This window comes from Methylobacterium sp. Leaf85, from assembly GCF_001422125.1.
GTDB lineage: Bacteria > Pseudomonadota > Alphaproteobacteria > Rhizobiales > Beijerinckiaceae > Methylobacterium > Methylobacterium bullatum.
In genome coordinates this window covers 155,397-179,907 of record NZ_LMME01000035.1, presented here as the reverse complement: position 1 = coordinate 179,907, position 24,511 = coordinate 155,397, and the positions used below count along the sequence as shown (strand labels likewise).

General features: G+C 67.3%; 21 protein-coding genes and 1 tRNA gene. 7 read left to right on the top strand and 15 right to left on the bottom strand.

What is annotated here, in order from left to right:
* Nucleotides 1-190: 190 nt before the first annotated feature.
* The 4 genes from deoA to ASF08_RS23490 are packed head-to-tail and all read right to left on the bottom strand — an operon-like array spanning nt 191 to nt 3,483.
* Complete coding sequence (gene deoA, locus ASF08_RS23505; protein WP_056150137.1) at nt 191-1,492, bottom strand: thymidine phosphorylase; 1,302 nt, start codon at nt 1,490-1,492, stop codon at nt 191-193.
* On the bottom strand, nt 1,489-2,235 hold the full coding sequence (deoC, locus tag ASF08_RS23500) for a deoxyribose-phosphate aldolase (protein WP_056150134.1): 747 nt from the start codon (nt 2,233-2,235) through the stop codon (nt 1,489-1,491). Before deoC ends, deoA begins: the two co-directional genes overlap by 4 nt.
* An 8-nt stretch (nt 2,236-2,243) precedes the next feature.
* Nucleotides 2,244-3,053, bottom strand: a complete 810-nt coding sequence (locus ASF08_RS23495) for a purine-nucleoside phosphorylase (protein ID WP_056150131.1) — start codon at nt 3,051-3,053, stop codon at nt 2,244-2,246.
* Complete coding sequence (locus ASF08_RS23490) at nt 3,046-3,483, bottom strand: cytidine deaminase (RefSeq protein WP_056150128.1); 438 nt, start codon at nt 3,481-3,483, stop codon at nt 3,046-3,048. Before ASF08_RS23490 ends, ASF08_RS23495 begins: the two co-directional genes overlap by 8 nt.
* Nucleotides 3,484-3,672: 189 nt before the next feature.
* Between ASF08_RS23490 and ASF08_RS23485 the strand changes: the two genes are divergently transcribed.
* The gene (locus ASF08_RS23485; RefSeq protein ID WP_018042140.1) at nt 3,673-3,897 is read left to right on the top strand and encodes a DUF2093 domain-containing protein; all 225 of its coding nucleotides are present in this window, start codon (nt 3,673-3,675) and stop codon (nt 3,895-3,897) included.
* Here ASF08_RS23485 and lpxK read toward each other — a convergent pair.
* From lpxK to ASF08_RS23470, 3 genes are read right to left on the bottom strand one after another with little or no spacing between them, the layout of a single operon-like run.
* Nucleotides 3,842-4,873 carry a tetraacyldisaccharide 4'-kinase gene (lpxK, locus tag ASF08_RS23480; protein WP_056150124.1) on the bottom strand — a complete coding sequence of 344 codons (1,032 nt, stop codon included), beginning with the start codon at nt 4,871-4,873 and terminating at the stop codon, nt 3,842-3,844. The genes ASF08_RS23485 and lpxK overlap by 56 nt on opposite strands.
* The gene (locus ASF08_RS23475; RefSeq protein ID WP_056150121.1) at nt 4,873-6,177 is read right to left on the bottom strand and encodes a 3-deoxy-D-manno-octulosonic acid transferase; all 1,305 of its coding nucleotides are present in this window, start codon (nt 6,175-6,177) and stop codon (nt 4,873-4,875) included. Before ASF08_RS23475 ends, lpxK begins: the two co-directional genes overlap by 1 nt.
* The gene (locus tag ASF08_RS23470; protein WP_056150119.1) at nt 6,174-6,926 is read right to left on the bottom strand and encodes a lysophospholipid acyltransferase family protein; all 753 of its coding nucleotides are present in this window, start codon (nt 6,924-6,926) and stop codon (nt 6,174-6,176) included. Before ASF08_RS23470 ends, ASF08_RS23475 begins: the two co-directional genes overlap by 4 nt.
* A gap of 592 nt (nt 6,927-7,518) precedes the next feature.
* Here ASF08_RS23470 and ASF08_RS23465 point away from each other — a divergent pair.
* A complete protein-coding gene (locus tag ASF08_RS23465) occupies nt 7,519-8,424 on the top strand; it encodes a metallophosphoesterase family protein (protein ID WP_056150117.1) in 906 nt (301 codons plus the stop codon).
* A gap of 25 nt (nt 8,425-8,449) precedes the next feature.
* On the opposite strand, the gene ASF08_RS25435 is transcribed toward ASF08_RS23465, so the two are convergent.
* Nucleotides 8,450-8,611 carry a hypothetical protein gene (locus tag ASF08_RS25435; RefSeq protein WP_187273386.1) on the bottom strand — a complete coding sequence of 54 codons (162 nt, stop codon included), beginning with the start codon at nt 8,609-8,611 and terminating at the stop codon, nt 8,450-8,452.
* Between the two features lie 889 nt (nt 8,612-9,500).
* Nucleotides 9,501-9,576 (bottom strand) — tRNA-Glu (locus ASF08_RS23455).
* A gap of 95 nt (nt 9,577-9,671) precedes the next feature.
* Between ASF08_RS23455 and ASF08_RS23450 the strand changes: the two genes are divergently transcribed.
* Both ASF08_RS23450 and rpoH read left to right on the top strand, forming a co-directional pair.
* On the top strand, nt 9,672-10,673 hold the full coding sequence (locus ASF08_RS23450; protein ID WP_056150111.1) for an RluA family pseudouridine synthase: 1,002 nt from the start codon (nt 9,672-9,674) through the stop codon (nt 10,671-10,673).
* A gap of 308 nt (nt 10,674-10,981) precedes the next feature.
* Nucleotides 10,982-11,872 carry an RNA polymerase sigma factor RpoH gene (gene rpoH / locus ASF08_RS23445; protein WP_026175648.1) on the top strand — a complete coding sequence of 297 codons (891 nt, stop codon included), beginning with the start codon at nt 10,982-10,984 and terminating at the stop codon, nt 11,870-11,872.
* 189 nt (nt 11,873-12,061) lie between these two features.
* On the opposite strand, the gene ASF08_RS23440 is transcribed toward rpoH, so the two are convergent.
* The 5 genes from ASF08_RS23440 to purB form a co-directional block, all read right to left on the bottom strand.
* Nucleotides 12,062-13,591 (bottom strand): histidine kinase, encoded by a 1,530-nt coding sequence (locus ASF08_RS23440; RefSeq protein ID WP_425324814.1) that lies wholly within the window; start codon nt 13,589-13,591, stop codon nt 12,062-12,064.
* Between the two features lie 250 nt (nt 13,592-13,841).
* Complete coding sequence (locus ASF08_RS23435; protein ID WP_056150105.1) at nt 13,842-15,134, bottom strand: adenylosuccinate synthase; 1,293 nt, start codon at nt 15,132-15,134, stop codon at nt 13,842-13,844.
* Nucleotides 15,135-15,271: 137 nt separating this feature from the next.
* The gene (locus tag ASF08_RS23430) at nt 15,272-15,610 is read right to left on the bottom strand and encodes a hypothetical protein (RefSeq protein ID WP_018042152.1); all 339 of its coding nucleotides are present in this window, start codon (nt 15,608-15,610) and stop codon (nt 15,272-15,274) included.
* 91 nt (nt 15,611-15,701) lie between these two features.
* Nucleotides 15,702-16,547, bottom strand: coding sequence for a D-amino-acid transaminase (locus ASF08_RS23425; RefSeq protein ID WP_056150102.1), 846 nt, complete (start codon nt 16,545-16,547; stop codon nt 15,702-15,704).
* Nucleotides 16,548-16,649: 102 nt separating this feature from the next.
* A complete protein-coding gene (gene purB / locus ASF08_RS23420) occupies nt 16,650-17,957 on the bottom strand; it encodes an adenylosuccinate lyase (RefSeq protein WP_056150099.1) in 1,308 nt (435 codons plus the stop codon).
* Nucleotides 17,958-18,389: 432 nt separating this feature from the next.
* Between purB and ASF08_RS23415 the strand changes: the two genes are divergently transcribed.
* Nucleotides 18,390-20,486, top strand: coding sequence for a TonB-dependent receptor (locus ASF08_RS23415; RefSeq protein WP_443136833.1), 2,097 nt, complete (start codon nt 18,390-18,392; stop codon nt 20,484-20,486).
* A 48-nt stretch (nt 20,487-20,534) separates the two neighbouring features.
* Here the strand turns inward: ASF08_RS23415 and ASF08_RS23410 are convergent, their stop codons facing one another.
* A complete protein-coding gene (locus ASF08_RS23410) occupies nt 20,535-21,281 on the bottom strand; it encodes an arginyltransferase (protein WP_018042156.1) in 747 nt (248 codons plus the stop codon).
* Nucleotides 21,282-21,682: 401 nt separating this feature from the next.
* Here ASF08_RS23410 and ASF08_RS23405 point away from each other — a divergent pair, with 401 nt between their 5' ends.
* Together ASF08_RS23405 and ASF08_RS23400 are read left to right on the top strand one after the other, a co-directional pair.
* Nucleotides 21,683-23,278 (top strand): glycosyltransferase family 39 protein, encoded by a 1,596-nt coding sequence (locus ASF08_RS23405; RefSeq protein WP_056150094.1) that lies wholly within the window; start codon nt 21,683-21,685, stop codon nt 23,276-23,278.
* Complete coding sequence (locus ASF08_RS23400) at nt 23,275-24,504, top strand: glycosyltransferase (RefSeq protein WP_082473341.1); 1,230 nt, start codon at nt 23,275-23,277, stop codon at nt 24,502-24,504. The genes ASF08_RS23405 and ASF08_RS23400 overlap by 4 nt, the downstream gene beginning before the upstream one ends.
* Nucleotides 24,505-24,511 lie beyond the last annotated feature (7 nt).

Below are 24,511 nucleotides of genomic sequence, written 5' to 3'. Positions count from 1 at the left end.
AGACCCCGGCGGGTTCATCCGCCGGGGCCTCTCTCTTTGTTCTCCCATCGCGGCCGGTCGGATGGCGGATGGTTCGAGGGATCGATCTCACATCGGCTTTCCACCTTCGCAATCGGTCGGCAAAGCCAGTCGATCCCTGGAATGGACGCGCGCGGTGTCGTTTCACAGCGCGTGCCGGCTGCCGAGCTCTTCAGGCTATCCGCTCGATGATGGCCAGTCGCGGTAAAGGGGCGTTGGGTGTGATCCGGTAAGCAGCCCGCAAAGCTCTTTCGGCGGCATCGGCTTGGGTTTCGTTGCGGGCATGGACAATGCCGAGAAGGTCGGCGGCATCTCCGGGACGGGCCAGAGACGAAAGACCTACCGCCGGGTCGATGCCGTCCTGAGGCCTAGTGCGCCCGCCGCCCAGTGCGATGACGGCAAGCCCGATCTCGCGGGTCTCGATTTGCGAGACGACGCCCGTCGTGAGAGATCTCACCGCGCGGACCACCGGTGCGACGGGGCGATACCGGTCGGCCTTCTCGATGAAATCGGCAGGGCCACCCAACGCGGAAACCATGCGCCCGAAGATCTCGGCGGCCCGTCCGGAATCGCGGGCGTCTTCGACCTTTCGGGACGCCTCGGCGATGTCCGTGGCGAGCCCGCCGAGCACCAGCATCTCGGCGCAAAGCGCCACGGTGACGGCGTGGAACGCTGGTTCGCCGGAGCGACCGGTGAGGTAATCCACGGCATAGGCCACTTCGAGGGCGTTGCCTGCGCTGGAGGCCAGGGGCGCGTCCATATCTGTGATGAGCGCAACGGTCCTCAGGCCGGCACCGTTGGCGACGGCGACGATACTTTCGGCGAGAGCCCGTGCTTCATTGGTCTCCGCCATGAAGGCGCCGGAGCCGGTCTTCACATCCATCACGAGGCCGCCGAGACCCGCCGCGAGCTTCTTCGAGAGGATAGACGCCGTGATCAGGTCGAGGGACTCCACCGTGCCGGTCACATCGCGGATGGCGTAGAGGCGCCGATCCGCCGGGGCGAGATCGGCCGTCTGTCCGATGATGGCGCAACCGATGGAACGGGTGACGCTGCGGAAACGGTCGAGACCAGGCGTGGCGTCGTAGCCGGGAATGCTTGCGAGCTTGTCGAGGGTGCCGCCGGTATGCCCGAGGCCCCGGCCGGAGATCATCGGCACGTAGCCACCGCAGGCGGCGACCATCGGGGCGAGGGCGAGACTCACCGTATCGCCGACGCCCCCGGTCGAATGCTTGTCAAGGACAGGGCCTGGCAAGTCCCAATCGAGCACCGTTCCCGAATGGGTCATCGCCCGGGTCAGGGCCACGCGCTCGGGCAGCGACAGGCCGCGGAAGAACACCGCCATCGCGAAGGCGGCGGCTTGTCCTTCTGTCACCCGCCCGTCAGTGAGACCCGAGATGAAGCCGGTGATCTCGCCATCCGTGAGTACGCGTCCGTCCCGCTTGGCCCGGATCAACTCCTGCGGCAGCATCAGGCGCGCTCCCCGAGTCTTTGGGTCAGCGTATCGTGCAGGCTGCTCGCCCCGATGCGGAAGGTCTTCGGTTCCACCCAGTCCGGTCCCATGATCCTGTCGGCTATGGCAAGATACAGGGCGGCATCGGCCACGGTCCGTAATCCGCCCGAGACCTTGAATCCGACAGGTCGCCCGCTGTCCCGGATGGCATCGAGCATCGCTTCGGCGGCTTGCGGCGTTGCGGAGACGGCGCTTTTGCCCGTTGAGGTCTTGAGGAAATCCGCTCCCGCAGCGATGGCGAGTTGGCTTGCTTCGGTGATCTGCATGACGTCCGGCATCGCTCCGGATTCGAGGATCACCTTGAGGATCGCGCGTCCGGAGACCTCGCGCACGGCGGCGATCATGTCAGTTGGCGTCCGCGCGTCGCCAGCAAGGAACGCCCGATAGGGTAGGACGAGATCGATTTCATGCGCTCCGTCATGCAGCGCCTCGGCGGTATCTTCCACAGCGCGCTCGATATCCGTGCCGCCTGCGGGAAAGTTGATCACCGTGGCGATGCGGACGGGCGTACCGGCCAGCAACGCGACGCAGCGCCCGATATGCTGGGGCCAGACGCAAACCGCGGCGACGCCGCTCGCCCGGGCCTTTCCGCAGAGCGTCGCAATGGCCGGATCGGAGCAGGAATCGCCGAGATCGGTGAGATCGAGGAGGGGAAGGGCGCGCCGGGCAACGGCGGAGTCCGGATGATGGGGATCGACGATCATGCCCTTCCCTACAGCCGTCCGACGAACGCGTCGATGAGCCGGGCGAGGTCGAAAGCAGCGGCGGCCGCCGCGCGCTTGGTCTCGTCGTGATGCGGATCGCCGTCTCCGATTCCGGCGGCGAAGTTCGTGACGACGGAGATCGCCGCGACCTTCAAATCGAAGAACCGAGCAAGGATCGCCTCCGGCACTGTCGACATGCCCACGAGGTCGGCACCAAGGCGCCCCGTCATGCGGATCTCGGCCGGGGTCTCGAAGCTGGGGCCCGAGAACCATGCATAGACACCCTCGTGCAATGGGATCCCGCAATCCTGCGCCGCTTCGTGGAGGGTCTTGCGGGCCGCTACATCGTAGGCGCCGACCATGGGGACGAAGCGGTCATCGCCCGTCTCGCCGATCAGAGGATTGAGGCCAGACAGATTGATGTGGTCGCTGAGGGCCACGAGGCTGCCTGGCCCCGCCTGCGCCACCAGCGATCCGGCCGCGTTGGTGAGGAGAAGGAGCGGGACTCCGAGCGCCTTGGCGACGCCCAGCGGCACCTTCATGACGGCGGCGTCGCCGGTCTCGTAGGCATGGCTTCGCCCTTCGAAGACCAGCACGCGGCGCCCGGAGAGGCGCCCAGTGTGGAGGGTGCCGCCGTGACCCGTCACGCCGGGAGAGGGAAAGCCTGGAATCTCCGAATAGGCGAGGGAGAGGCGGTCTTCGAGCTTTCCGGCGACGAGTCCGAGGCCCGTGCCGGTGACGATGGCGGCAACGTAGGGACCGGTAAAACCGTGGCCCCGGACGGTGTCGGCGGCGAGCGAGATGGCTGCGTCAGGCATCGGCGAGCATGTTCTTGCGGTGCAGATTGTCTGGGCCGAAGGAATCCGGCAGCAGCGCCTCCAGGGTGAAGCTCTGGCGGATGCCCTCCGGACCGGCGATGTGGATCGGCGTTCCGGGTTCGGCGAACTCCCTGATCCGCTGGCGGCAGGCGCCGCATGGCGTCACCAGATTCGGGCCGTTTCCGATGATGAGAATGGCGGTTATGGCGCGTCCGCCGCCGGCGATCATGGCCGCGATGGCGCCTGCTTCGGCGCAGGTGCCGACGGGGTAGGCGGCGTTCTCGACGTTGCAGCCGGCATGCAGGCGGCCGTGCTCGTCCCTCAGGGCGGCGCCGACGGGGAAGTCGGAATAAGGCGCGTAGGCCAGGGACTTAGCAGCCGCGGCCGCCTCGAACAGAGCCGCGAGGTCCGCGCCGATCGTGTCCGTCATCGTATCGGATCCGGTGGGAGGGTTCACGTCCCGTTAGAACAGGAACGCCACCCCCCTGTCGAGCGCCATCGGACCCCCTGTTCGAGCGCCATCGGACGCCTTTTCGCGCGCCATCGAACATCATCGACATGGCGCCGCCACGATCCTAGAACGCTCCTTCGATGGTCTCAGTTGGGAAGCGGGCGAGACATGCTGGGTCGGTTCGAACGCAAGGCCTCCGGCGAGGCGACGGTGGAGTATGGCGACGGCACCATGCGCATCGTGAAGCCAGGCAGTTTCGTGCGCTGCGCGGTGACCGGCGAGCCGATCGCCCTCGACAGCCTTCGCTACTGGAGCGCCGAACTGCAGGAGGCCTACATCACGCCCGAGGCGGTGATGAAGCGTCTGGCCGAGCTGGGACGGTCGCCGGGCTGAACGCCTCGCCCGCGCGGCGCAGCTGGGCGAGGACGCTCCCCTCGTCGTCGAACCGAAGGGTGACGCCCAGTGCCGTCACCCTCGCGGCGAAATCCGCCGGCAGGCGCACCATGTCCTTCTCCGTCGTCACCAGCATCGCCCCCAGGGCGTCGGCCCATGCCGCGAGCGCGGCGAGGTCCGCGGCACGATAGGGATGGTGATCCGGAAAGGTCCGGGTCTCTATGACGCTCGCTCCGGCCTCGGCCAGGGTTTCGAAGAATTTTCGCGGTCGACCGATCCCGGCGAAAGCGAGCACGGGCTTTCCCGCGACGGCTGTCGGCGCTGTCGGAACCAGCTTGCCCCGATGGACCGGCAGCCCCCGCGACGCCGCCTCCACCGCCAATGCCTCGCCCTGAGCGCCCTCGCCGATGACGACGAGGCCGTGGACATGGCGCCATTGCCGCGCGAGCGGTGCCCGCAAAGGGCCGGCCGGGAAGGCCAGGCCGTTGCCGATACCGCTACCCGCATCGACCACCGCGAGGGACAGGTCCTTGGTGAGGCTCGGATTCTGGAGCCCGTCATCCATCACCACCACATCGGCACCGAGAGCCCGGCAGAGCCTCGCCCCTTCGGGCCGGTCACGGGCGAGGATCGTGCGGGCGCCACGGGCGAGGAGAAGCGGCTCGTCTCCCACGTCCAGAGAGGTGTGCCGGGTCGGATCCACCGCCACCGGGCCGGCCAGGCGCCCGCCATAGCCACGGGTCAGGAAGGCGGGCTCCGCCCCGATTTTCCTCAGCAATGCCGCCACAGCGAGAGCCGTGGGGGTCTTGCCCGCCCCGCCCAGGGTGAAGTTGCCGATGCAGATGACGGGGCATGCCGCCCGCTCGCCAGCGCGGTCCATGCGGGCGGCGACGCGCGAGCCATAGAAATGCCCAAGGGGTGCCAGGAACCGGCCGAGGGGATGACCGGGGGCATCCCAGAAGGCCGGGGGCCGCATCAGGAGCCGGCCATGGCCGCGAGCTTCATCTGGGCGATGAAGGGATCGAGAATCGCGAGGGTTCGCTCCACCGCCCCTTCGAACGGCCGCAGGGCGGCGTTGCCGGCCTCCGCCATGGCGCGGGATCGGGGCGTGTCGTGGAGGAGGTCGCCCACGGCGGCCGCCAGCTCCCCGGCATCCGCCACCATCATCGCCCCACCGGCCTCGTCGAGGGCGCGATAGACCTGGGCGAAGTTCTGGACGTTCGGCCCGTGCAGGATCGCCGCGTGGAGGCGGGTCGGCTCGATCGGGTTCTGGCCGCCACGCCGCGTCATCGAGCCACCGAGGAACACCAGAGGTGCGAGGCGATAGAACAGGCCCAGTTCCCCGAGCGTATCGGCGACGTAGAGATCGACGCCGCCATGGGGGCGGCCGCCACGCGAGCGCAGGGCGCTCCGCAGGCCGACGGCGGCGGCGCATTCCGCGACCTCCCCGCCACGGTGGGGATGGCGCGGCACGACGATGGTCAGGAGGTTCGGCAGTCGTGTCCTGAGGGTCGCGTGGGCCTCGGCCACCATGGCATCCTCGCCCGGATGGGTGCTGGCCGCGACCCAGACCGGCCGGTCGCCGACGACGTCGCGCAGATAGGCGAGCTGCTGCTCGTCCGCCGGGGGCACGGCCGAATCGTATTTCAGGTTTCCGGCGACGCTCACGCGGGGCGCGCCGAGCCTTTCGAAGCGCTCGGCATCGTCCTTGGTCTGTGCGAGGCAGATGGCGATGCGCGAGAGCAGGGCTTCCGCCGTGCGCGGCGAGCGCGCCCAGCCCTTGAACGAGCGTTCCGACATCCGGCCGTTGACGAGGAGGAGGGGGATGCCGCGCTGGTGCAGGGCGATGACCGTGTTCGGCCAGATCTCGGATTCCGCCACCAGCGCCAGATCCGGCTGCCAATGCTCGATGAAGCGCTCGATCCAGCGCGGCGCGTCGAGGGGCATGTATTGATGCACCGCGCCCGCCGGCAGGCGCCGGCCGATCAGTTCGGCGGCACTGCGGGTTCCCGTGGTGACGAGGACGCTGAAACCCCGGGCGATCATGCCGTCGATCAATCCGACGAGGGAGAGCACCTCGCCGACGCTGGCGCCGTGCATCCAGGCCAGGGGCCCGACGGGGCGGGCTCGTCCGGGAAGGCCACGTCGCTCGGACAGGCGGCCGGGGTCTTCCTTGCCCTTGCGCGAGCGCCAGGCCAGCAGGCCGGCCACCGCCGGCTCACCCACATAGAGCCCGTAGCGATAGGCCTGGAGGGCGATGGTGAGGGGAGGCGTCTTCACGCAAACGGCCCGAGGGCGAGGGAACCGGCCACCGGATCGACGACCCGGTCGAGGCGACCGACGAGGGTGTAGGCCCGGTCGTGGACCCGGTTCATTTCGTTCTCCAGCCGCTGGCGCAAACGCTCCAGTTCCTCCGGTTCGACGTCGCGCGGGACGAGGACCGGCTCCCCGAAGACCATGGCGCCCCTGCCGAAGGGCAGCCCGAAACAGGCCTTGTCCCAGCTGTCGAAGCGCAGGTGCCGGCTCGTCACCACCGCGACGGGAATGATCGGCCGGCCGGAGAAGCGTGCCAGGGTGAGGATGCCGACGTCGCATCGGCGCGACACCTTGGGCACATCGGCGCTGAAGGCGACGCTCTCGCCGTCCTTCAGGGCGCGGATCATGGCGCGCAGGCCTTCCGCCCCACCCTTCGCCCGAATGTCCCGCACGGCGCGGCCACGGGCTCCGGAGGCCCGAATGACGCGAACCCCCATCCGGGTGAGGGCGATGGTGTTAATGTTGCCGTCCGCCGAGCGCGAAATGATCGTGGCGATCCGGTCCTGCGGCCGGCGCATGAACGAGATCATCGTATGCTGGCCGTGCCACATCCCGGCGATGAACGGCGACAGCCCGTCGAGCCACCGGTGTGGCTCGGCCGGCTCCACCGTGAAGCGGTTGGTGGCGCGCACGAGGCGCAGGTAGTGATAGGCGGCAAAGCCGAGGCTTTTCTGAACCGGTGGAGACCGGCCGATGCGTTTGAGAAGGCTCATTCACTCGGTTCCACGGGCCGCCGGATCGGCCATCCGTCCAGTCGGTGCCCGAGACGTCCACGCCCGGTTGCGCCGCCGGCGCATCCGTCGAACGTCGCCCGCTCGGGAGCCATACCGGTCCCGCAGGGTCTAACGCCGTTCGAATTGCCCGCGCAACCATGCCGGGACCGCTTCACCCCGTCCTTCCCCGCCGCTCGATCTTCACATGCGTGAGAGCGTCGCGGCGGGAGCGACGCCGCTTCAAGCCGAGCGCGTCCCTCTCCCCCCTTGTGGGCGGAGGTCAGGAGTGCGGGTGGTTTGGCCAGCCTCCGCACGTCGAGGGTCGCCCGACCACCCCCACCTCCAACTCCTCCCCACAAGCTCGACGGATCTCGGGCAGGCCCGAGATCCGCTGGGCAGGAGGGCAGGGCGGCGCATTTCGCGAGATGCGTGACTATCTAGGGAACGACGCTGTGGGTCTCGAAACCTGTATGATCGTTCCCCCGGATCAGATGGCGTCGGCCCGAAATCGAAGCGTCGGCCGAAAAGGGTCGAGGCTTGACGCGGTAGCCGGGAGTGACGAAGGCGGGCGCCTGTTTCGAAACGGAGACCGATGTTCCGCCTCGCTCACCTCACCGATCCGCATGTCGGCCCCATCGCCCGTCCGCGCCTGCGCCAGCTTCTGAGCAAGCGGGCCACCGGCTATGTGAACTGGCGGCGCGGGCGCAGCCGGCACCACGACATGGAGATTCTCGCGGCGCTGGTGGCCGATCTGCGGACGCAGCCCCACGATCACGTCGCCTGCACGGGGGACCTGTGCAACATCGGCCTGCCGAGCGAGTGGGCGACGGCCAGGGACTTTCTCCAAGCGCTCGGCACCCCGGACACGGTGAGTTTCGTTCCGGGCAATCACGATGCCTATGTGCGTGGCTCGCTCGAGGGGCTGTTGAAGGCCTGCGGTGCCTGGACCTCGGGCGACGACGGCACCGACGGGGTGTTTCCGTATCTCAGGCGGCGCGGTCCGCTCGCCCTCATCGGAGTGTCGTCGGCCATTCCGACCAAGCCCTTCGTCGCGAGCGGCCGGCTCGGCCCCCCTCAGATCGAGACCGTCGAGGCCATTTTGACACGCTTGGGCCGCGAGCCCGAACCGCCGTTTCGCGTGGTCATGATCCATCATCCGCCCCAGCCCGGGGGCGCCTCGCCGGGGCGCGAATTGAAGGATGCGGAGACGTTCACCGCGATGATCGGACGTGCCGGCGCGGACCTGATCCTGCACGGGCACAACCATGTGGGAAGCATCGGTTTCGTCCGCGGGCCGGACGGCACCGGCGTCCCCGTGGTCGGCGCTCCCTCGGCCTCGGCGGTTTCGCATGGCGGCGCGTTGCACCGTCGTGCGAGCTATCATGTCTATGCGGTGACCAGAGCGGACGACCGCTATGTCATCGAGGCCAAGGAACGCGGCCTGACGGAGGCCGGGACGATCGCCGACCTCCGGGTGTTGAAGCTGACGCGGCGATGATCGCTCATCCGCCGGCCGCGCCGGATCAGGCCGTCAATGCCACGAGGGGGCGTTGCGCCTGACGGGTGATGCTGGCTTGATACAGCTCGGCCTGGAGCCGGGTGAGGCCGCTCACGAGGGCCGTCGGCCCGCGATAGACCGTATAGGTGCCGTCATGGGTCGGTTTGACGTGAATCGTCTGGGACATGGCGTGTCTCCCGGCCTCAACGAATCGGTCGATTCGTTCTTTCGGAGTAGGCAGTGTTAATCGGGCGTTCATGAGTCGCAAGGCCGGCGAACGCCTATCCCGGCGATATTCGTCATTGCGCCGCACTTTGACGATGTGGGACGCCGGGCGGCCCGCTGCGTGAAACCTGCGTGCGTTCAACGGGTAACCGACGGGGGAGTGCAGTGCACAACGATCCGCGAGCGTTGTCGTCGCGATCAGCCTCGGGCGGGTCGGCGGGGCTCTTTCGGATGAGGAGCCATGCCGGGACGCGCAGCTCCGATGTCGACGGGGAGGGCACCCCGAGTGTCCGCCGAAGGATCGGCGACTTTCAGGACGTAGAAGCGCCTCGTCACGCCATCCTGCCGAAATATGGGGTCTGCGACGGAGAGTCGAGGACGGCGTTCATGGCGTGACCGGAGCGATCGGGGCGGACCCCGAGGGCGGGCCACGAGCGATCGCCCGAGCGACCGGGGAGGCTCCTCGAACTCGACGCCTTGCGCGGGATCGCCGCAATCCTCGTCGTCGTCTTCCACACCCCCCCCCAGAACATGCCCCAGACGCCGGCATCCCACCCTTGTGTCATGGGATCCCCCACGAAGACGAGGCGGTGCGCGCTGAGATCCTGTCCGCTGAGCCGCGCGGAGCGCTACGCTCGCGCAGTTCGGGCACCGCCAGCGCTCGAGGCCTCGCCTCCTGCGGCATCGGCTGACGTGCCGGAAGCGCCGGACAACGCGATCACCTGTTTTGCAGCGCAGAAAGGGCGAGACCGAAGAGTGTAGAGAGCAGGGTTCTGTGTATCGCTGGCCTCGAGCCGATCCGGGGGAGGGGCGAGGCCGTGTCGTCAGGACGACTGACTTACAAGAACCGCTGGCGCTCCCAAGGGGAATCGAACCCCTGTTTTCGCCGTGAGAGGGCGACGTCCTAGACCGCTAGACGATGGGAGCTTTCCGGCCGGTTGGCGATCGTATAGCGACGGTCGGGCGGGGGAGCAAGAGCTGCCGCGCGCTTAAATGTCATCGGCATCGAAAGAGATCACATCGTGCAAGAACCGCAGGATCGCCGCGTCGTCCTCGACCTGGACGCGCAGGCGGAGCGCATCGACAGGGCGCTCGCCCGCGCGCTGCCGGACGTGTCGCGCTCGCGGCTGCAGGACCTGATCCGCACCGGCCAGGTGAGCAAGGACGGAATCGTCGTCCTCGACCTGTCGCTGAAGGTCGGCGCGGGCGCCGTCCTCGACGTGACCATTCCCGCGCCGGTGGACGCGACGCCGGTGGCGGAGACCCTCGATCTCGTCATCGTGCACGAGGACGACGACCTGATCGTCATCGACAAGCCGGCGGGGCTGGTGGTCCACCCGGCCCCCGGCCACGATGCCGGAACCCTGGTGAACGGCCTCATCGCCCATTGCGGGGAAAGCCTGTCGGGCATCGGCGGCGTGCGCAGACCCGGGATCGTGCATCGGCTCGACAAGGACACGAGCGGTCTCCTCGTCGTCGCCAAGAATGATCTCGCCCACAAGGGGCTCACGGCGCAGTTCGCCGACCATGGCCGCAACGGACCCCTGGAGCGCGCCTATCTCGCCCTGACCTGGGGAGCGCCGGAGCCCCGGCTGGGCACGATCGACGTCGAACTCGGACGCAGCCAGCGCAATCGCGAGAAGATCGCCATCATGCGCCCGGGCGAGGGGCGCACGGCGATCACGCATTACGTCGTCGAGGAGATCCTGGATGCGGGAACCGAAGTCGCCCTTGTCCGGTGCCGGCTCGAGACCGGGCGAACCCACCAGATCCGCGTCCATCTGAGCCATCGCGGCCATCCGCTTCTCGGCGATGCGGTCTATGGCAACGCCTTCAAGACCAAGGCCGCGCGGCTCGGGTCGGCGGCGCGGGCCGGGCTGGAAGCCTTGGGCCGGCAGGCCCTCCATGCCGCCATTCTCGGGTTCGAACATCCCCGCACCGGCGAGGTCCTGCGCTTCGAGAGCCCGATCCCGCCGGACATGTCCGCCCTCATCGCCGCGTTGAGGGCGAACGACCGATCCTGACGAAGCGGGTGGCGCCCGGGTGCGGGCCAGTGTCCGGCCGGGGGAACCCTCGACCACCGGTCCTGTTGCAGAGGTGTCGCTGTCAAGGGTCGCCGGCAAACAGGTGTGCCGGCGCACCCCGGGGCGCGGCCTTTCGTGTCACCTTCGGGCGATCGGCTCGCTGGCGCGTTGATGGCGATGGTCGAGTCACGGACCGCTACCGCACCGTTTCCTTTCCGAGTAGTGTCGGGGAGTGGGACGGTCGGCTCGAAGAGCGGCGGTTCGTTTCTGGTCTGCCCGTTCGGGGGACCTTGCAAGGAGAGATGACTATGGCAGGCGCACTACCCGTGCTCGCCACCGAGGGTGGCCTTTCGCGCTACCTCGATGAAATCCGCAAGTTTCCGATGCTCGAGCCGAACGAGGAGTTCACGCTGGCCAAGAGCTGGCGTGAACAGGGCGACCGCGATGCGGCGCACCGCCTCGTCACCTCGCATCTTCGGCTCGTGGCGAAGATCGCCATGGGCTACCGTGGATACGGCCTGCCGATCGGCGAGGTCGTGTCCGAGGGCAACGTGGGCCTGATGCAGGCCGTCAAGCGCTTCGAGCCGGACAAGGGCTTCCGCCTTGCCACCTACGCCATGTGGTGGATCAAGGCCGCGATCCAGGAATACATCCTGCGCTCGTGGTCGCTGGTGAAGATGGGCACCACGGCGAACCAGAAGAAGCTGTTCTTCAATCTCCGGAAGGCCAAGGGCAAGATTTCCGCCCTGGACGAGGGTGATCTCAAGCCGGATCAGGTGGCTCAGATCGCCGTCAAGCTCGGCGTGCCCGAGCAGGACGTGATCGACATGAACCGCCGCCTCTCGGGCGACACCTCCCTCAACGCTCCGTTGCGTGAGGAAGGGGAGGGCGAGTGGCAGGATTGGCTGGTGGACAACAGCCCGAGCCAGGAGACCGTGCTCGCCCGCGAAGAGGAGGGCCAGAACCGTCTGACCGCCCTGCGCGACGCATTGTCGGTCCTCAATCCGCGCGAGCGCCGCATCTTCGAGGCGCGCCGTCTCGCCGATGACCCGATCACCCTCGAAGACCTGTCGGGTGAATTTGGGGTGTCACGCGAGCGCGTCCGCCAGATCGAGGTCCGGGCGTTCGAGAAGATTCAGGAAGCGGTCAAGCGAAACCTCGCCACTCGCGAGGCGCCACGGGCCGCCGCCCACGCCTGATCTAGGGCCTCGGTGAGCCTGACTCAGCGAGGCCAACCCGTGCGACCGCGCGGCGGTGGTCGTCCGCCGGAGCTCATGGATACGGACCTGTGTTTCAGGGTCGTGAAAGGTGGACGAGACGCTGCAACGGGGGGCGATGACGAAAAAGCCGGTTCCGCTGCTGCGGGACCGGCTTTCTTTGTGTCGCCCCTATCGACGCCATTGCTCGAAGGCGGAGCGGATGACCTGATTGCCCGATGAACCCTTCTCGAAGGTCAGCACGCCGCGAGGCCCGGCGGCGAACTTCATCGGCAGGTCGAACCAGTTGCGGTGCTCCAGAAGGTCGGTGTTGCGGTCCACGTCGGCCTGCAGCGACGACAGGCCGATCAGGAACAGGTTCTCCTTCACGCGCACCGGCAGGCCCGAGACCGGCGAGCCCCGGCCGCTCTCTTCTTCCTTCGCACTCAGCAGGCCGACATCCTGGACGGAATGCGTATCCCCGGCCGGACTCGTCGTGGTGAAGGCCAGTTCGATGGTGTGGGAGGCGGGGAAGGTGGCGTCGAGGTTCCGCCGGATGGTCATGACCAGAGACAGGCCGGCCTCGGCGAAGGTCACACGCCCCCGGATGACGGTTTCCAGCGGCTGGCCCTGCTCACCGTTCATCGCCTCCAGGCGCCATACGACCATGCCCTGGAAGGTGATTGGCTGGGCGTTTCCGCCCGCCGTGTTTTCCTCGAAGAGAACGGCGCGCTGCGCGACGGCCACGTCGGGCTGGGCCGGCGGTTTGGTCGGATCGGCCGGCGTCGTGGCTGGCGGCCGGGCGAGCGTCTGGCGGGCGGAGGGGTCGCGTCGTTCCGTGGAGGCGGGAGCATCCCCCCCGATCCGGTCGGCATACTTCGCGGCACCGGACTCGGAAGTCTCTTCCTGAGCCTCGGTAGTGCCGGGCTGCAGGTCCGAGGGCTTGTCGCGCAGCATGAAGGCTGCCACCGCGATCAGCCCGACGACGATGAGCAGGACGCTTCCCACGAAGACGTTGCGGATCAGACGAGGGCGGCCCTTGCGCGGGGCGACGACGTCGATGCGTGGGCGATTGCGCGCATGGCCGCCATCCGCCGCTGCGGGCATCGTTGCGCCTTCGGCGACCGGCGGCTCGGGCGTCGGCTCGCCGGCCGGTTCCGGCTGGATCCCTTCGCTCGCGGTCTCATCGTTCGATGCCTTCCGCGCGGCTTCCCGGGCGGCCTTCCTCTCGGCAACCCTGTCCACTGATTTCGCCTTGCGGGGCTTGATCGGCAGGACCGTCGCGGGCTCCTGGGAGACCGGAGCTGGTCCATCCCCCACCGGCGGCAGCGGCGCGGGCGCCGGCGCATCGGGCTGCGCGCCCGGCTGGCGATCCGGCCGGGAAGGGCGGATCCCGAGATTCGGCTCAGGGGCCGGTGGCAGGCCCGGCTCGGTGATGCGGCCTCTCTCGGTGTCGGCGGATCGCTCGGGCGCCGCCGCTTCCGGCAGCACGTCGCGCTCCTCCGGTACGGCGAAGACCGGTGGCGCGACATCGTTGGCGACGGTGGCGGGCGGCCCACCATGCTCGCTCTCGACCCGACTGATCGCGGTTTCGAGGGCCTTGCTCTCGAGGTCGATATCGGCTTCGGACAGGGGCGGTTCGAGCGAGCGGAGTTGCCCGATCAGGGCGCCGCGTGCCCGGTCGTAGACCGCCTTGCGCAAGGCCGGAGAACGATCCGGCATCGCTTGGAGCGCTCGTGCCAGCAAGGGGTAATAGTCGGCCATCGAACCTCGGTCCGCCCTATACGGGCCGGCCGGCAGGCCGCCCTCTTCTCACTGCAGGGATGGAACACCCTTGGGCGAGGCACGTCGGCATCATCCGCGATGTCCGCCCTTCGGACGAGGCTTCATCCACCCGCACGGCGCTTCATCCCCTGTCATTCGTCCACCGGTTGCCCTGGAGGAACCGGTGGGCCTCGCCTCGGCCGGACGCTCAATCCTCGAAGGGATTGTGCATCAGGATGGTGTCGTTGCGCTCCGGTGACGTGGAGAGCAGTGCCACCGGCGCTCCGATCAGTTCCTCGATCCGGCGCACGTACTTGATCGCCTGAGCGGGGAGGTCGGCCCAGGAGCGTGCTCCGGCGGTGGTGCCGGACCAGCCCTCGATGGTCTCGTAGATCGGCTCGACCTTCGCCTGCGCGGCCTGGTTGGCGGGGAGGTGGTCGAGCACCTGTCCGTCGAGGCGGTAGCCGGTGCAGACCTTGATCTCGTCGAACCCGTCGAGGATGTCGAGCTTGGTCAGGGCGATCCCGTCGATGCCGGAGGTCCGCACGGTCTGGCGCACCAGCACGGCGTCGAACCAGCCGCAGCGGCGCTTGCGCCCGGTATTGACGCCGAACTCGCGGCCCTTGGCGCCGATCGTCTCGCCGATCTCGTCGAAGAGCTCGGTGGGGAACGGCCCCTCGCCGACGCGGGTCGTATAGGCCTTGGCGATGCCGAGCACGTAGCCGATCGCCGACGGCCCCATGCCGGAGCCGGTGGCGGCCTGGGCGGCGACGATGTTCGAGGAGGTGACGAACGGGTAGGTGCCGTGATCGACGTCGAGGAGGGCACCCTGCGCGCCCTCGAACAGGATGCGCTTGCCCGCCCGGCGCTCGTCGTCGAGGAGCTTCCATACGGTGGTGGCGTAGGGGAGGATCGTCGGCGCTATCGCCTTCAGTTCGGCGAGGAGCGCGCCGGCATCGACCTCGTCGATCCCGAGGCCCCGTCGCAGGGCGTTGTGGTGGGTGAGGACCCGCTCGATCTTCGATTCCAGCGTGCTCTCGTCGGCCAGATCCACCACGCGGATGGCGCGGCGGCCGACCTTGTCCTCGTAGGCAGGGCCGATGCCGCGCTTGGTCGTGCCGATCTTCAGGCCGGCATTCGAGGTCTCGCGAAAGTGGTCGAGCTCGCGGTGCAGCGGCAGGATCAGTGTCGCGTTGTCGGCGATGCGCAGGGTCTTGGGCGAGATCTCGACGCCCTGCGCCTGGAGCCGGGCAATCTCGTCCACGAGGTGCCACGGATCGACGACGACGCCGTTGCCGATCACCGACAGCTTTCCGCCCCGGACGACGCCGGACGGGAGCAGGGCGAGCTTGTAGGTCACGCCGTCGATGACGAGCGTGTGCCCGGCATTGTGGCCGCCCTGGAAGCGGACCACCACGTCGGCCTGCTCGGAGAGCCAGTCGACGATCTTACCCTTGCCTTCGTCGCCCCACTGGGCGCCCACGACGACGACGTTCGCCATTCACTTCAACCTGTCCGGTGCCCGCGTGGAAACGCCCCGCCGCGAGGGCGGGCCGACACGCATCTCCGGGGTCTTTCCGCGATCCCTCGCAGGAAATCAAGCAAACCGCGCCCGAACGCTTGGGGTGCGCCCAATTCCTAGCGCGCTTCCGTCCCCGGTTCGCTGCCCGGCAACTGGCCCGGCTTGATCACCGGCATGCCGCTGTTCCCGGTCTCGGGAGGCTTGACCACCAGGCCCGGGGCGGAATTACCGGGTGGCGTGATGACGCCGTCGTTCTTCTCAAGCTTGTCGCTCAAGGTCGAGCCGCCGGTCCCCTCCTCGGACGGACGAACCTTCTCCGGCACCGTCTCCGTGGAGGGCGGGATGTTCGGGGAGGTGTCGCGCCCTTTCAGCGGTGCATCGGGCGACTGGGCATAGGCGCCCGACGCCGTCAGGGCGAAAGCGAGCAGTGCGGCGTGACGAAACGGTGTCGGCATCGATGTCCCCCAGGAAGTCGGGAGACAAACCGCTCCGGCGGCGATGCAGTTCCTATGGCGGCGCCGGATGACGGATGAGACCGGCCCGCCCTTATGCCCCGGCCATCTCCAGATAAAGTGCGCGCAGGCGCTTCGTCAGCGCGCCCGGCTTGCCGTCGCCCAGTTCGTGCCCGTCGATGTCGATGACGGGCATCACGAAAGCCGAAGCGCTGGTGTAGAAGGCCTCCTGCGCCGCGAACGCCTCCTCCACGGAGAACAGCCGCTCCTCGATCGTCAGGCCTGCTTCCTCGGCAAGGCGCATGACGGCAAGGCGCGTGATGCCGGGCAGCAGGGCGGTGGAGAGCGGGCGGGTGACCACCTTTCCGCCGGTGATGATGAAGGCGGTCGACGAGGAGCCCTCGGTGACGAAACCATCCTCCACCATCCAGGCTTCCGCGACGCCGGCCCTGGCCGCTTCCTGCTTGGCCAGAACCTGGGCGAGGAGCGCCACCGACTTGATGTCGCGGCGCTTCCAGCGGATGTCGGGGACGGTGATGACCTTGGCGCCCCGCTCCGCCAGCGGGTTCCTGGCCACGGTCTTGGCCTGCGTGAACATCACCACGGTGGGTTCGGTCTCGGCCGGCGGGAAAGCGAAATCCCGCTCGAAGGCGCCCCGCGTCACCTGCATGTAGACGAGGCCCTCGTCGACGCCGTTGCGACGGACCAGTTCGGTCTCGAGCCGGATCCACTCTTCGGTCGGGTAGGGATTGCGGATGCCGATCTCGCCCAGCGACCGGTCGAGCCGGGCCAGATGCGCCTCGTTGTCCACGAGACGGCCGCCGAGGACGGCGGACACCTCGTAGATGCCGTCCGCGAACAGGAAGCCCCGGTCCATGATCGACACGGTCGCGGCCTCGAAGGGCACGAACTCGCCGTTGACGTAGACGATGCGCGACATCGAACTTCCTCTTCTCTGGATAGAAACGGCGGCCTCGCCGCTACGCGATCCGCGAAGCACGAAGCGTGCTCCGCGGATCGCCGAGTCGGGGACGGTCCTGGCTCAGGCCGTACCGAAGACGCGCGAAAAAATCGTGTCCACGTGCTTGAAATGGTAGCCGAGGTCGAAGCACTCCTCGATCTGCTCCGGGCTCAGCGACGCGGTGACGTCCGCATCCGCCTTCAGCAGGGTGAGGAAGTCGCCTTCGCCGCGCCAGACCGGCATGGCGTTGCGCTGGACCAGGCGATACGCGTCCTCGCGGGACACGCCCGCCTGCGTCAGGGCCAGAAGCACCCGCTGCGAGTGGACGAGGCCGCCGAGCTTGTCGAGGTTGCGCTGCATCTGCTCGGGGTAGATCAGCAGCTTGTCGATCACGCCGGTGAGCCGCGCCAGGGCGAAGTCGAGGGTCACCGTCGCGTCGGGGCCGATCATGCGCTCCACCGAGGAATGCGAGATGTCGCGTTCGTGCCAGAGCGCCACGTTCTCCATGGCGGGCAGCGCGAAGGAGCGCACCATGCGGGCGAGGCCGGTGAGGTTCTCGGTGAGGACGGGGTTGCGCTTGTGCGGCATGGCCGACGAGCCCTTCTGCCCCTCGGAGAAGAACTCCTCCGCTTCCAGGACTTCCGTGCGTTGCAGGTGGCGCACCTCGATGGAGAGACGCTCCACCGAACTCGCGACCACGCCCAGGGTGGCGAAGAACATGGCGTGGCGGTCGCGGGGGATGACCTGCGTCGAGACCGGCTCGGGTGTGAGGCCCATCGCCTTGGCGACATATTCCTCCACGCGCGGATCGATATTGGCGAAGGTGCCGACGGCGCCCGAGATCGCGCAGGTGGCGACTTCCTCGCGGGCGGCGACGAGGCGGGCGCGGGCGCGCTCGAACTCGGCATAGGCCTGGGCGAGCTTCAGGCCGAAGGTCACGGGCTCGGCATGGATGCCGTGCGAGCGACCGATGGTCGGGGTCAGCTTGTGCTCGAAGGCCCGGCGCTTGATCGCGGAAAGAAGTGCATCGACATCCTTGATCAGGATGTCGGCGGCCCGGACGAGCTGCACGTTGAAACAGGTGTCGAGGACGTCCGACGAGGTCATGCCCTGGTGCACGAACCGCGCATCGGGGCCGACGATCTCGGCGAGATGCGTCAGGAAGGCGATGACGTCGTGCTTGGTGACCGCCTCGATGGCGTCGATGCGGGCGACGTCGAACACCGCGTCGCGGCCCTTCTCCCAGATCGTGGCGGCGGCCTCCTTGGGCACCACGCCGATCTCGGCCAGCGCCGTGGTGGCGTGAGCCTCGATCTCGAACCAGATGCGGAAGCGGCTCTCGGGAGACCAGATCGCCGTCATCTCGGGGCGGCTATAGCGGGCAATCATACGGGCGCCTCGGGTCGGACGGATCGGGACAAGGAGGCTGGCGCCTAGCATGAGCGGGGCCTGCGCTCAACGCGCGGCCCCAGGGGGCGCTCTGTGCGAAGTGATACATTTCTGCATCGCCTCGGTGAAACCAGATGTGCTCGACTCTCAGCGCTGCTTTGCGGGCGAGGCGTTTTCCGCCGCGCGTTCCGTCGCTTAGTCGGTATCTTAGAACGCTTATTAAATGACCTGCAAAATTACAGCGTTGTCAATCCGATTATGACAGGTTGCCGATCAACTATGCGTGTCTATTAGACGAATGTGATCTGCAGATAAGCGTAATATTTCTCCGCTTATGCAGAATAGTACCAATAGAATTGAGACGCGCCGATGCATCCTTTCGCCCGTATACGTCTGATCACGGTTCTCTCGGCCGTGCCTTTCCTATCGGACATGCGGGTCGCGGAAGCACAGGCCGTTGCCGCCGATCCCGGCAACCACACTGAAGTGACTCTCGACCAGCTCAGTGTGGACGGGGTGGGGGGCCATACCGTTGGCTACCGCGCCAACCGCAGCCGGAGCGCGACGAAGACGGACACCCAGCTGATCGACACCCCGCAGGCGGTGACGGTCGTGACGCGCGAGCAGGTCCAGGATCAGGGGTTTCAGGGCGTCACCGAAGCATTGCGCTACGTGCCCGGCGTGTTCCTGCACCAGGGCGCCGCCAACCGGGACGAGGTCGTGATCCGCGGGCAGCAATCCAGCGCCGATTTCTACGTGAACGGCATGCGCGACGACGCGATGTATTACCGCGATCTCTACAACGTCGAACGGATCGAAGTGCTCAAGGGGCCGAACGCGATGATCTTCGGTCGCGGCGGCGGCGGGGGCGTCGTCAACCGCGTGCTCAAGGACGCCACCGGAACCCCGGTCCGGGAAGTCATCCTTCAGGGTGGCCAGTATTTCAACAAGCGGGTGGCCGTGGATGTCGGCGACCGGGTCTCGGACAGCGTGTTCTTCCGCCTCAACGGCATGTTCGAGGACAGCGGCACCTATCGTGACTACGTCGACCTGCGGCGCTGGGGCATCAATCCGACGGCGACGATCCTGCTCGGGCCCGAGACCACGCTGAAACTGTCCTACGAGTATTTCCACGACGACCGGACGGCGGATCGCGGCATCCCGTCCCAACTCGGACGTCCCTATCGCTATCGCGACAACATCAGAACGTTCTTCGGCAATCCCGACCTCAGCTACTCCCGTGTCGATGCGCATATCGCGACGGCGGTTCTCGATCACCGCTTCGCCTCGGGCGTCGAGATGCGGAGCCAGTTCCGCTACGCCGATTACGCCAAGGCCTATCAGGTCGTGTATCCGAGCATCCGCTCCGGCGGCGCGGTGAACGCCGCCGGGACGGCCGTCGATCTCAGCGCGTTCAACAACGACACGCCGAGGACGAACTTCTTCAACCAGAACGATTTCACCTACAAATTCGCCACGGGGCCGCTGGCCCATACGCTGCTCGCGGGTTTCGAACTCGGCAAGCAGGACGGCATCACCTACCGGGAGGACGGCTTCTTCGCGACGACCGGAACGCAGACGCTGACCGTCAATCCGCTCTCGCCGGTCTCGCGAGTCCCCGTCACCTTCCGCAACCTGGCCTCGGCCTCCAACAGCCGCTACGACCTCGGATTGGCTGCGGTCTACGTCCAGGATCAGATCCAGATCGGTCCGCATGTCCAGGTGATCGGCGGCCTGCGCTACGATCACTTCGATTTCTCCTCGACGGACCGGCGCACCAACGTCACCAATTCCCGCATCGACGACCTGCTGTCGCCGAGGGTCGGGCTGGTGTTCAAGCCGGTGGACACCCTCGCCTTCTACGGCAATTACAGCGTTTCGTACCTGCCATCCGCGGGCGACCAGTTCACCGCCTTGTCCGAAGGGCTCGCCATCGCCGAGCCGGAGCGGTTCGAGAACCGCGAGGTCGGCGTGAAATGGGACGTCTCTTCGACGCTCCAGCTGACGGGCGCGCTCTACGACCTCGACCGGTTCAACCAGCGCCTCGCCGATCCGAACCGCCCCGGCTTCTTCCTGCTGAGCGGCCAGACCAACGCGAAGGGCGTCGAGATCGGCGCCAACGGCTACGTCACCGATTGGTGGCAGGTCGCGGGCGGCTATGCCTTCACCGATGCGCGCATCGTCAGCGGGTTCAGTTCCGCGGCCATCGTTCCGGGCAACCATGTGGGGTTGGTGCCGTTCAACGCGGTCACCGTGTGGAACAAGTTTGCGGTCACGCCGTCCTTCTCGTTCGGCGTCGGCGCGATCCACCAGACCCATACGTTCGCGGCGGCCGACAACACGGTCAGGCTCCCCGGCTACACCCGCTTCGACCTCGGCCTCTTCTATCAGGTCACGGATCTGGTGCGGGCGCAGATCAACATCGAGAACGTCTTCGACCGGGGCTACATCGCCACGGCGGACGGGAACAACAACATCAGCCCGGGCGCGCCGAGGATCGTTCGCGCTCAAGTCATCGCCAAATTCTGACGCGTGGTTCGCGTCGACGCCGTTCCGGCGAATGATCGGGGCGGCGGACTATTCCACCCGCTGCCAGCCCGGTCCCATCAAGCGTTCCTGGGGTCGGAAGCGGGCCTTGTAGTCCATCTTGCGCGAGCCATCGACCCAATAGCCGAGATAGAGATACGGCAGGCCGAGGGAGGCGGCGCGGCGGATATGGTCGAGGATCATGAAGGTCCCGAGCGAACGCTGGGCCTCCGCCGGATCGTAGAACGAGTAGACCATCGACAATCCGTCGGAGAGTACGTCCGTCAGGCACAGGGCCACGGTCGGCCCGGTGCCCCTTCCGTTGATCGCCGTATCGGGACCGCGCCGACGATAGGCCACGAGATGGGTGTCCACATGGCTGTCCTCGATCATCATGGCGTAGTCGAGCACGGTCATGTCGACCATGCCGCCATCGCCATGGCGCGCATCGAGATAGCGGCGAAACAGGGCATATTGCTCCGAGGCCGGGCGGTTGGGCTCGGGATTGCCGATGAGATCGGCGTTTCGCTGAAGGATGCGGCGGTGACTCGCCGAAGGCAGGAAATCCGCCACCACAACCCGCACCGAGATACAGGCCCGGCAGGTCTCGCAGGCCGGCCGATAGGCGATGGTCTGCGAGCGCCGGAAGCCGCCCTGGGTGAGAATCTCGTTGAGGTCGCGGGCGCGCCGCCCCACGAGATGGGTGAACACCTTCCGTTCCTCCTGCCCCGGCAGGTAAGGGCAGGGCGAAGGCGCCGTCAGATAGAATTGCGGTGTGTCGCGGGGATGGCTCGTCACGCTTGCAGCTGACCTCGGGGCCGGCGGGAGCGTTCCCCGCACGAGACGAGTGTACCCGCCCCGTGGCGGGGCTCAAGTGGGTGAGCGTCGCAGCGCCCCATTTTCGCGAAGGGTGGCTGGCATGGCAGGGCTGCTGCCCCTATCAATGGCGCCATAGGTAGACCGGTCGCGTTTCCGACCCAATTCGGGATGAATGCACCCGTTGTCGCGGGGTGGCCATCGGTGACGGGCGGAAACACGGTGGCAAAGTTCGCGCGCGCATGGTGCCCGCCGCCTTCCGGGGGTGGGCCGGAACACGTGAGGCGGCTTCACGGGATCGCCGGTCCCCGCCGCTGCCGAGGGTGACCCGATCTTTCAAGACCGGATAGGGAAATCGTCTCATCAACGCTCACGCAACATCGATGCCGCGTTCCGACCGTTCGCGTGAAGCCTCGGCCGGTCCCTCGCGTGAGGAAGCCGGACCTGCGGATTACACCCGTCGTGTCGTCGCTGTCCTGATCGCCTCTTTCCTCGCCCGTCTCGTGGTGGTGCGGTTCCTCGACCTCACCTTCATGGAAACCTACGGTGCGGTCGTCGCGAGGCAGCCGTCGCTCTCGTTCTTCGACCAGCCGCCGCTGACATGGTGGACGATCGCGGGCGCCATGCGCCTGTTCGGCTCCGACGATGCCTTGATCGTGCGTCTGCCGTTCCTCGTCATGTCGGTGATCTCGGGCTGGCTGATCTATCGGATCACGACGCGTCTCTTCGATTCCCGTGCGGGATTCTACGCGGTCTGCGCCTATCTGCTGTCGCCGCTTCTCGGACTTTCGGATGGGAGTCTCGCCCAGACGAACGGGCCGATGACCGTCTTCATTCTCGCGGCCCTGCTGACGTTTCTTCACATCGACTTCGCCGCGTCGCGCATCCGCGACAACGGGATCTGGTACACCTGCGCATTCCTGTTCGGATGCGCCCTCGCGTCCAAGTATCTCGCGATCCTCCTGGTCCCCGGACTGCTCGTCGCCGTGGCGAGCCGGGCGGAGGGGAGGCGCTGGCTCCTGCGGCCCGCCACCTATCTCGGCCTCGTTGTCCTGCTGGTGCCGCTTCTCCCGGTCATCGTCTGGAACGCCGAGCACCGCTGGGTCTCCTTCCTGTATCAAGGTGCCCGCGCCGGTGGGGACGGCAGCATCAACATGGCGCGGGCATTCCGCTGGACCCTGACACAGGTCTTGATCGTCCATCCCCTCGTGTTCGGCCCGGCGCTGTACATGCTGTATCGCGGCCTTCGAAACGGGCCGAGGCAGGAGGGGCCGTGGCTTCTGGCCTGCATGTCCGCGCCGGTCCTCCTGTTCATCTTCGGCGTCATGGTGTGGAGCAGCCACCCGCTGCGCGGCTATCACTGGGCCTCCATGGGCTATCTTCCATTGCTGCCCCTCGTCGGCGCCTGGGCGGGTGGCCTCGCCGCCGATCGGCCGGACGCCGCACGGCGCTGGCTCGCCACCCTGGCCGCGACGACGATCCTGGTGATCGGTCTTCTCATGACCCATGTCTTCACCGGCTGGGCCGAGCGGGTCGCCCCGGCCAAGGCTTTCCGGTCGCAGGACCCGATCCTGCTGGAACTCTACGATTGGGACGATCTTCCCGTGGCGCTGACGGCGCGCGGGTTCGATCCCTCGCGCACCTTCATCGCCGCGACCCGTTGGGAGGATTGCGCCAAGGCCTTCTATGCCGTCGGGGACAGATTCCGCAGTCTGTGCCTCGCGGGCGACAACATCCACTTCACGTATCTCGCCGATGCCGAGAAATTCCGCGGCATGGATGCCGTCATCGTAGACAGGTATGCCAATCTCGATGCGGTCAGATATAATCTCGACGGGCATTTCGAGACGTTCTCGGAAGATGTGCCCATCCGCCTGAATTTCCACGGGCGTAAGATGCATGATCTCAGGATCGTCCGGGCGACCCATTTCGATGGGACCTGGCCAAAGCCCAGGATCGGCGCGAAAGGCCGCCAGTGACGCTTCCCTCTACCCAGACATCGTCCGCCTCGCAGGCGGATCGGCCCCTCCTCACGATCGTCATCCCCACCTTCAACGAGCGGGACAACATCGCCGTCATCTGCGGCCGGATCGCCACCGCGCTCGCGCCGCACCGTTTCGAGGTGATCGTCGTCGACGACAATTCGCCCGACGGCACATCCGCCGTCGTCGAAGAACTGGCGAGGAGCGATCCGCGGATCAGGATCATCACCCGGACCGGCCGGCGGGGGCTCGCGGGAGCCTGTATCGAGGGGATGCTGGCGGCCCGTTCCGACCTCGTCGCCGTGATGGATGCGGACCTGCAGCACGAACCGGCGACGCTGACGCCGATGCTCGATCTGATGATGTCCACCGATTGCGACGTGGTCATCGCCAGCCGCTACCTCGACGATCCCGACGTGGCGGCCTTCTCGTCGGTCCGCAAGGCCCTGAGCAATGCCGGAAACCGGCTGGTGCGCGCCTTTCTCCGGGTTCAGACCAGCGATCCCATGAGCGGCTTCTTCCTCATGCGCCGGAGCATTCTGGTGGAGGCCGCGCCACGCCTGAGCCGCGACGGCTTCAAGCTCCTGGCGGATATCCTGGCCCAGGGTGGCCGGTCGCTGAAGATCGGGGAAGTCCCCTATGTCTTCGGCCCTCGACTGACCGGACAGAGCAAGCTCGACGAAAGGGTTCTCTTCGATTTCGCGGTCCTTCTCATCGCGAAATCAGCCTTCGGCGTGCTCCCGACCCGGTTCGTCTCCTTCGCCCTCGTCGGCGGCCTCGGCGTCCTCGTCCACCTGTCGCTGCTGGGGCTCATGCTCTTCGCCCTGAACGACAATTTTCTGATGTCCCAGACCATCGCCACGCTCGGCGCGATGACGGCCAACTTCTTCCTGAACAACATCCTGACGTATCGGGACCAGCGGATCGTCGGCGCCGACCTCCTGCGCGGGCTCGCGGTCTTCTGCCTGTCCTGCTCCTGCGGCGCGTTCAACAATATTCTCGTTGCCCACCTCATCTACACCGGGACCGGCATCTGGTGGCTGGCCACGGGAGCGGGCATTCTGGTGGGCGCAGCCTGCAATTACGTGCTGTCGGCCCTCACCGTATGGCGGCGCTTCGAAAAGCAGCCGGACCGGGAGAAGCAGGTCCACCAGAGCGATGCCGCTCTGGCGAAGGGCGGCGGAGACCTCGGCATTCCCCAGCCTCCCTCCCTGTCGCGGTAGTGGCGAA

What these genes read in the sequence shown, in the direction of transcription:
- lpxK (WP_056150124.1), bottom strand. Translation starts at nt 4,873, where the DNA reads ATGCGGCCCCCGGCCTTCTGGGATGCCCCCGGTCATCCCCTCGGCCGG.
- ASF08_RS23425 (WP_056150102.1), bottom strand. Translation starts at nt 16,547, where the DNA reads ATGTCGCGCATCGTCTACGTCAACGGCGAGTTCGTGCCCTTCGAGGCC.
- ASF08_RS23465 (WP_056150117.1), top strand. Translation starts at nt 7,519, where the DNA reads ATGTTCCGCCTCGCTCACCTCACCGATCCGCATGTCGGCCCCATCGCC.
- ASF08_RS23470 (WP_056150119.1), bottom strand. Translation starts at nt 6,926, where the DNA reads ATGAGCCTTCTCAAACGCATCGGCCGGTCTCCACCGGTTCAGAAAAGC.
- ASF08_RS23415 (WP_443136833.1), top strand. Translation starts at nt 18,390, where the DNA reads ATGCGGGTCGCGGAAGCACAGGCCGTTGCCGCCGATCCCGGCAACCAC.
- deoC (WP_056150134.1), bottom strand. Translation starts at nt 2,235, where the DNA reads ATGATCGTCGATCCCCATCATCCGGACTCCGCCGTTGCCCGGCGCGCC.
- purB (WP_056150099.1), bottom strand. Translation starts at nt 17,957, where the DNA reads ATGATTGCCCGCTATAGCCGCCCCGAGATGACGGCGATCTGGTCTCCC.
- ASF08_RS23435 (WP_056150105.1), bottom strand. Translation starts at nt 15,134, where the DNA reads ATGGCGAACGTCGTCGTCGTGGGCGCCCAGTGGGGCGACGAAGGCAAG.
- ASF08_RS23490 (WP_056150128.1), bottom strand. Translation starts at nt 3,483, where the DNA reads ATGACGGACACGATCGGCGCGGACCTCGCGGCTCTGTTCGAGGCGGCC.
- ASF08_RS23495 (WP_056150131.1), bottom strand. Translation starts at nt 3,053, where the DNA reads ATGCCTGACGCAGCCATCTCGCTCGCCGCCGACACCGTCCGGGGCCAC.
- ASF08_RS23440 (WP_425324814.1), bottom strand. Translation starts at nt 13,591, where the DNA reads ATGCCGGATCGTTCTCCGGCCTTGCGCAAGGCGGTCTACGACCGGGCA.
- ASF08_RS23430 (WP_018042152.1), bottom strand. Translation starts at nt 15,610, where the DNA reads ATGCCGACACCGTTTCGTCACGCCGCACTGCTCGCTTTCGCCCTGACG.
- ASF08_RS25435 (WP_187273386.1), bottom strand. Translation starts at nt 8,611, where the DNA reads ATGTCCCAGACGATTCACGTCAAACCGACCCATGACGGCACCTATACG.
- ASF08_RS23405 (WP_056150094.1), top strand. Translation starts at nt 21,683, where the DNA reads ATGCCGCGTTCCGACCGTTCGCGTGAAGCCTCGGCCGGTCCCTCGCGT.
- rpoH (WP_026175648.1), top strand. Translation starts at nt 10,982, where the DNA reads ATGGCAGGCGCACTACCCGTGCTCGCCACCGAGGGTGGCCTTTCGCGC.
- ASF08_RS23485 (WP_018042140.1), top strand. Translation starts at nt 3,673, where the DNA reads ATGCTGGGTCGGTTCGAACGCAAGGCCTCCGGCGAGGCGACGGTGGAG.